Source organism: Photobacterium sp. 2_MG-2023 (genome assembly GCF_030547675.1).
Lineage (GTDB): Bacteria > Pseudomonadota > Gammaproteobacteria > Enterobacterales > Vibrionaceae > Photobacterium > Photobacterium arenosum.
This window is the reverse complement of the sequence record NZ_JAUOQQ010000046.1, coordinates 1-6,943: the sequence shown is the minus strand read 5'-3', so window position 1 is coordinate 6,943 and position 6,943 is coordinate 1. Positions and strand designations below refer to the sequence as shown.

The 6,943-nt window shown below is 48.4% G+C and carries 7 protein-coding genes and 4 tRNA genes; 4 read left to right on the top strand and 7 right to left on the bottom strand.

What is annotated here, in order from left to right; genetic code table 11:
• From Q4491_RS21275 to Q4491_RS21255, 5 genes are all read right to left on the bottom strand, one after another.
• The coding region (locus tag Q4491_RS21275) for a GTP-binding protein (RefSeq protein WP_269808543.1) at positions 1–183 on the bottom strand (183 nt) is incomplete at its 3' end.
• A 106-nt stretch (positions 184–289) separates the two neighbouring features.
• Positions 290–365 (bottom strand) — tRNA-Thr (locus Q4491_RS21270).
• A gap of 12 nt (positions 366–377) precedes the next feature.
• Positions 378–452: transfer RNA gene (locus Q4491_RS21265), tRNA-Gly, on the bottom strand.
• Positions 453–490: 38 nt separating this feature from the next.
• A tRNA-Tyr gene (locus Q4491_RS21260) sits at positions 491–575 on the bottom strand.
• A gap of 6 nt (positions 576–581) precedes the next feature.
• Positions 582–657, bottom strand: a tRNA-Thr gene (locus Q4491_RS21255).
• Between the two features lie 208 nt (positions 658–865).
• Here Q4491_RS21255 and coaA point away from each other — a divergent pair.
• Complete coding sequence (gene coaA, locus Q4491_RS21250; RefSeq protein WP_192017819.1) at positions 866–1,804, top strand: type I pantothenate kinase; 939 nt, start codon at positions 866–868, stop codon at positions 1,802–1,804.
• Between the two features lie 31 nt (positions 1,805–1,835).
• Here coaA and birA read toward each other — a convergent pair whose 3' ends face one another.
• Positions 1,836–2,801 carry a bifunctional biotin--[acetyl-CoA-carboxylase] ligase/biotin operon repressor BirA gene (gene birA / locus Q4491_RS21245; RefSeq protein WP_192017820.1) on the bottom strand — a complete coding sequence of 322 codons (966 nt, stop codon included), beginning with the start codon at positions 2,799–2,801 and terminating at the stop codon, positions 1,836–1,838.
• Entirely contained in the window at positions 2,798–3,835 is a 1,038-nt protein-coding gene (gene murB / locus Q4491_RS21240; protein ID WP_303460742.1) for a UDP-N-acetylmuramate dehydrogenase, read from the bottom strand. The genes birA and murB overlap by 4 nt, the downstream gene beginning before the upstream one ends.
• A gap of 73 nt (positions 3,836–3,908) precedes the next feature.
• Here murB and Q4491_RS21235 point away from each other — a divergent pair, with 73 nt between their 5' ends.
• The 3 genes from Q4491_RS21235 to Q4491_RS21225 all read left to right on the top strand — a co-directional run bounded on the left by Q4491_RS21235 (position 3,909) and on the right by Q4491_RS21225 (position 6,486).
• A complete protein-coding gene (locus Q4491_RS21235) occupies positions 3,909–4,352 on the top strand; it encodes a GNAT family N-acetyltransferase (RefSeq protein ID WP_303460739.1) in 444 nt (147 codons plus the stop codon).
• A gap of 120 nt (positions 4,353–4,472) precedes the next feature.
• Entirely contained in the window at positions 4,473–5,822 is a 1,350-nt protein-coding gene (pssA, locus tag Q4491_RS21230; RefSeq protein WP_303460737.1) for a CDP-diacylglycerol--serine O-phosphatidyltransferase, read from the top strand.
• A 10-nt stretch (positions 5,823–5,832) separates the two neighbouring features.
• A complete protein-coding gene (locus tag Q4491_RS21225; RefSeq protein WP_192017824.1) occupies positions 5,833–6,486 on the top strand; it encodes a nicotinamidase in 654 nt (217 codons plus the stop codon).
• Positions 6,487–6,943 lie beyond the last annotated feature (457 nt).

Sequence of the window (6,943 nt, the reverse complement as noted above, 5' to 3'; positions counted from 1 at the left end):
GATACCACGCTCACGCTCTTCTGGCGCATTATCGATAGATGCGAAGTCACGCGCAGAACCGCCGTATACTTTAGACAGTACAGTACAGATAGCAGCAGTCAGAGTAGTTTTACCGTGGTCAACGTGGCCGATAGTACCAACGTTAACGTGCGGTTTCGTACGTTCAAATTTTTCTTTAGACATGGGTAGTCCCTCTAGGCACGGTATTTAGGTGGTATAACGACCACACAACCAATCATGGGTTTTGTAGAGTATATATCAAAAGGATTGAAGTGCTTCGGAGAGAGAGTGGTGCTGATAGGCGGATTTGAACCGCCGACCTCACCCTTACCAAGGGTGCGCTCTACCAACTGAGCTATATCAGCACACGAGAAATGTGGAGCGGGCAGCGGGAATCGAACCCGCATCATCAGCTTGGAAGGCTGAGGTAATAGCCATTATACGATGCCCGCAAACTCGTAACTCGTAGAGCTATTCAACCATTTGAATATGGTGGAGGGAGAAGGATTCGAACCTTCGAAGGCGGAGCCGTCAGATTTACAGTCTGATCCCTTTGGCCACTCGGGAATCCCTCCAAATTTTGGTGCCGACTACCGGAATCGAACTGGTGACCTACTGATTACAAGTCAGTTGCTCTACCTACTGAGCTAAGTCGGCGTAATTGCTGCGCATTCTATGCGATGGTTTTTGGGGTTGCAATAGGTAAATACAAAAAAAATTATAATGGCCGCTTTAATGTACATTTCTTAATCAAACAAGGGACTATGCTGACATAATTCTTCAAAAGGAGAAATCACGGCCTCTTTCACTTCCTCTATTGATCCTGTATTGTCCCAATCCCTGTAAATGAGATTTTGGTTACAAGATGAACGAGATCCTAACCCCCTATCTTACTTTTGACCGGCAGGCCTGGGCTGATTTACGCAAGTCAGTGCCAATGACGCTGGACGAAGCTGATCTCGAACGTCTTCGCGGTATCAATGAGCATTTGTCGATGGATGAAGTCCGCGATATATATTTGCCTTTGTCGCGCTTACTCAATCTTTATGTCGGTGCACGCAAGGGCCGAAACCGCGTTTTGGAAGAGTTCCTGTCTCAGCCCAAACCAAGCACAGTGCCTTACATCATAGGTATTGCTGGCAGTGTCGCTGTCGGCAAAAGCACCACTGCGCGTCTGCTCAAAGCCCTGCTGACCCGATGGCCGGAACACCCTAAGGTGGAATTAATCACTACTGATGGCTTCCTCTATCCAAATAATGTGCTGATGGAAAGAAATCTGATGAAAAAGAAAGGATTTCCTCAGTCTTACGATATTCGGCGTTTGGTTGAGTTTCTGACCGATGTGAAGTCAGGTAAGCTTCAGGTGGATGCCCCTGTGTATTCTCATTTATTTTACGATATTACTGATGAAATAAAGACGGTAGAGCAACCGGACATCCTGATCATTGAAGGGCTGAATGTGTTACAGAGCGGCATGGATTACCCTCATGAACCGCATCGGGTCTTTATTTCTGATTTGCTCGACTTTTCCATTTATGTCGATGCCGAACCGGATTTACTACAAACTTGGTACATAGAACGTTTTCTGAAATTCCGTCAGGGTGCTTTTAAAGATCCATCATCCTATTTTAATCATTACACCAAACTGACCGAATCAGAAGCGGTGAAAACGGCGACCAATATTTGGCAGGAGATTAATGGTAAAAACTTGCGGGAGAACATTCTGCCGACGCGCGAGCGTGCCAGTCTTATCCTGCAAAAAAGCTCTAACCATGCAGTGCAGACCGTCAAACTCAGAAAGTAAGTATCCCGCTCGCTTTAGATAGCCCTTGAGCTTAATCGTCTTTACGCAAAGAGATCTCACCACCCAGATACGGCATCTTCCCCTGCTCCGTTTCCAGCATCAGCGCCCCTTGGGGGTTAATACCACAGGCGACGCCCCGGATGACTTTGTCCCCGATCAACAGCTTCACCGGCCGGCCAAGGAAATTGTCATACTGGTCCCACTCATCGACAAAACCCGCCATGCCAACCTCTTCATAGCGCAGCAGAGTTTCCGTCACCCCCTCAATGATGGCTGCCGCCAACTGATTACGGCCAGGCATAGGGTCGCAAGCTTCAGCCAGATTAGACCAAGGTTGCCCCACTGTTTCGGTATCTGTATTAGACATGGTGAGATTCAGCCCCATACCAATGACTAAATGCGCAGCATCTCCGGCTTTACCGCTCATTTCTACCAGAATACCCGCCAGCTTTTTGTCCTGATAATAGAGGTCATTGGGCCATTTCACCTTAATCTCCGCCGCACCCAGCTTCTGCAATGTTTTCGCCACAGCCAAACCAACGACCAGGCTCAGCCCCATCGCAGCAGCAACACCGGCATCCAAGCGCCAGTACATTGACAAATACAGGTTGCTGCCAAACGGAGAGAGCCATTGCCGCCCACGGCGCCCGCGCCCGGCCTGCTGGTACTCAGCCACACAAACTGCGCCTTTGGGTAACTGGCCAATGCGATCCAACATATATTGATTGGTTGAATCAATCACCGGGATCAATGCCAGTGACGGACAATCAACCTGAGTCTGGATAAGGTGCTCATCCAATAAATCAAACCCGGCAGCCAGGCAGTAACCTTTGCCCTGGACCCGATGAATATCAAGGCCCCACTCCTGAATCCCTTTGATATGTTTGCTGATTGCTGCGCGAGAAATCCCCAGCGCCTCGCCCAGTGCTTCACCGGAGTGAAACTGACCATCGGCCAAAAACCGGATCAGCGCCAGCTTGGTTGTGTGTTCTTTCATGGCATCACCTTATCCAGTGTGGTTTCTCCGTCAGACGCCATAAAGCGCACCTCATGCTCTAATGTGACACCAAAACGCGATTTGACCGTGTCGACGATATAGCGCGCCAATCTCAGTACATCCTCAGGGCTGGCCATGCCGAGGTTTACAATCACTAGCGCCTGCTGCTGGTGTACGGCTGCTCCGCCAACCTTATGGCCTTTCAGTCCGCATTGATCTATCAACCACCCGGCGGCCAATTTAAACCGGCCGCCTGCTGCGGGATAACAAGGGACAGACGGAAATTCAGCCGCCAGCTTCTGATAGGTACTTTCTGATACCACGGGGTTTTTGAAGAAGCTGCCGGCATTACCAAGCACCGCCGGGTCCGGCAGCTTAGCCTGCCGAGTCGCACAAACCTGTATCAGGATGTCGCGAGCTGTGACAGTAGCAGGATCCAGGTTCGCCAGCGGCCCATAGCTCGTATTTGGCTGCCAGTCCTTACTCAGACGAAGGCCGATCGCAACTATGATATGACTGTCTTTCAATTCGTGCTTAAAAATAGAATCACGGTAATCAAAGCGGCACGCTTCCGCCGTTAAGCGTACGACATCACCACTTTTTCGCTCCATCACATCAACGTATTCGCAGATATCCTGAAGCTCAACCCCGTAAGCCCCGATATTCTGTATAGGTGCAGATCCTGCGCAACCAGGTATCAGGGCCAGGTTTTCCAGGCCAGGCATCTCTTGCTCAACCGTCCAGCACACCAACTGATGCCAGTTTTCACCTGCCCCCACATGGAGATGGTAAGCAAAGTCGGTTTCATGAACTTGAATGCCCATAATCCGATTCAGTATGACAGTTCCGTTATAGTCTTCACAAAACAGCAAGTTACTCCCTTGCCCCACCACAAGAGCAGGAGTCCCTGTCGCATCACTGGACAGCAGCGTTTTCAGCTCGTCCACCGATCTAATGGTCACAACCTGAGAGGCTGTTACACTCAAGCCAAATGTGTGCAATGAAGCCAGTGAATGGCGATGCAAAACTTCCATACCAAATTCAAACCGTCGCTTTATACTGGAGGCCGCATTCTAACTGATCACACATAGCGACGCAGTTAATTCCATGACAGATTTAACGAAAACAACACTTAGCTTCCATCCTTTGGAACCTCTTCGCCTTCCTTTGGTCAATCGTCTGTACAAGGCGCATTATCCTGCGGGTAAAGCCAAGAAGGACGAAATCATCTGGATCGGAGAAACCGCTACGTCCATCGAGGCCGTTGTCCGTTTCCAGCAATATGACGATTTTCAATTAATGACAGGCATGCTGGTTGCGCCGCAATTGAGACAACAGGGCTTTGGCCTCGCGTTATTGAACGCTTGCCATTTGCAACTTATGGCTAAGCCCTGTTACTGTTTTGCATTCAGCCACCTTGAGTCACTGTACTTAAAAGCGCAGTTTTCGGTCATTGCGGATGATGCGCTACCGCTTTCTCTTGCTCATCGAATTGAACGCTACAGAGTTGGTGGAAAAGCGCTCACTCCTATGCTATATCAGGCCGGTTGACCCAACCTGCCTCCCAAGCTCATTAATTGGATCGGCCCGGTCGCTTTACCAGCACTAAAATCTGGTATAATTAGCCCCCAATTTTTAGATTTATCATATAAATCGCGGAACGAGGCGATAATGGATTCAGCTACTGCAAATAGGCAGCTCATAGATCAGCTACCACGTATTGCACATCAGCCGGAAGATATAGAAACACTGCTTGATGCCGGTGCCTTTCGTGAACGTTTGCATCAGGAAATAGCCAGTGCAACCAAGCGTATTTATCTGGTCGCATTGTACCTGCAAGACGACGATGCGGGTCGCAGTATTCTTCAAGCATTGTATGATGCAAAACAGCTACGTCCCGAACTGGACATTAAAGTACTCGTCGATTGGCACCGAGCTCAGCGTGGACTGATAGGTGCAGAAAAATCGGAGGGTAATGCAGCGCTCTACCGTGAGTTTGCCCAGTCCTACCAACATAAGATTGAAGTGTTGGGAGTGCCCGTTCGCAATCGTGAAGTCTTTGGCGTGCTCCACCTCAAAGGCTTTATCATTGACAATACTGTCATATATAGCGGCGCCAGCCTGAATGATGTCTATCTGGCTCAACATCAACGTTACCGCTACGACAGATATCATGTATTGAAAAACACCAAACTGGCTGACAGCATGGCCCACTTTGTCCAGCGCACGCTGGTCGACAGTGAAGCGGTCAATTGTCTCAATCAGCAGACCCGGCCGGAAACGAAAGTCTTACGCAATGCTATCAAGCAATTGCGCCTGGAATTACAGCGCGCAAGCTATTATTTTGATCCTGAGCCTATCGCTAATGATCAGGTTGGCCTCACCCCCATTGTTGGCCTTGGCCGTCGTAAGAACAATCTGAATAAGTACATTTGTACCCTGATCGCCAGTGCTAAACATGAGCTGACGATCTGCACCCCTTATTTCAACTTTCCCCGCAGCGTAAGCCGGGAAGTGAAACGGGCTTTACGTCGCGGTGTAAAGATCACTCTGATTGTCGGTGATAAAACCGCTAATGATTTTTACATTCCGCCCAGCGAACCGTTCAGAACCATCGCAGGATTACCTTACTTATATGAGGTAAATTTGCGTAGTTTTGCCAAACACAACGAGGCCGCTATCGCCCGCCGTCAGCTGGCTATTCATATTTGGAAACACGACGACAATAGCTTCCACCTGAAAGGAATCTGGGTTGATCGCCAATACATGCTCATTACCGGCAATAACCTTAATCCGCGCGCATGGAAACTGGATTTAGAGAACGCCATTCTGGTACACGACAAACATGAGCTGTTAGCAGAGCAAAAGCAGCAGGAACTCAGTGCCATTTTGCGACATACTCAATTAATGGGCAGCTATAAATTTATTGATAAAGTCGACAGCTACCCGCTACCGGTAAGGCGCTTGATCAAGCGTATACGCCGTCTGAAAGCAGATCATATTCTGAATCAGATTCTGTAAGGAGAGTGTCATGGCTATTGCAGCAATCGATGTGGATGTGCAGCAAACCTTTACTCCACTTTGTCCTGATGAACTGCCTGTTCCTGAAGGCCATCATATTGCTCAGGCCTTAAATCAACAGGCCAAATTAGCAACCTGGCGTATTTTGACAAAAGATGCGCACCCGGAGAATGCTGTGTGGATCGTTGATAGCCATGACAATATGTTCCAACCATTATCACACCCTAATGCTGATTTGACCTGGGTCAAACACGCCGTCCCGGGCAGTAAGGGCTTTGAAGTGATACCTGGGCTTCCCAAAGTAACTGAGTATGACCACGTCATCTGGAAAGGGATAGAGCCAGATCTTCATCCTTACGGCGCTTGTTTCCACGATCTTGAAGAAAAGCTCAGTACCGGACTGATCGAGTGGCTACATCACAAAGGTGTCGCCACTGTCATTATTGGCGGCCTCGCAACAGATTACTGCGTTAAAACAACAGCCTTACAACTTCAGGCAACCAAATCCTTTAAAGTCATTGTCAATTTATCTGCGTGCCGGGGCATTTCACCTGACACCATTGCCGAGAGTTGCAATCAAATGCAATCCGCAGGTATTTTTTTGGCAAGCAATTTAGACGATGTAAAGCGGTTATGTTTTGCTGACAGTAATATCCTACCCTGATGTAACGGCTCTCTGAACCGAGTTCGCAGCAAAGTGTTCAACCCCTTCAACTCATCCTTCAAATTGTTCGTAATCCAAACATCTACCTACTTCGAATAGCTTTGAGGAATTCTGCAATCGCAGATCGGCTATGGCCACAAACAAAGTAGAGCCGAGTCAAAAGCCTGATACGCTTTCTGGTATTGGTTTCTGCATTTGCGAGCGGTTTAAACTCATAAGAGGAGATCTTGCAAACGCCAGATCGCAAAAAACCAGCCATTGCTGACTGGTTTGCTCTAATAATACCATTCTAAGTAAGAATATGATCTAACTGAGGCTTCTCTTTCAGGTGGCCAAATCGCTATGGATAGCCTCAATAACATTGACTTCAAAAAGCTGGAAAGCCAGCAAAAATCCATTCAAATGAAAATGAGATTACTCGCGCTTGCCCATTTTAAAGAGGGCCAGTCCCGCACTC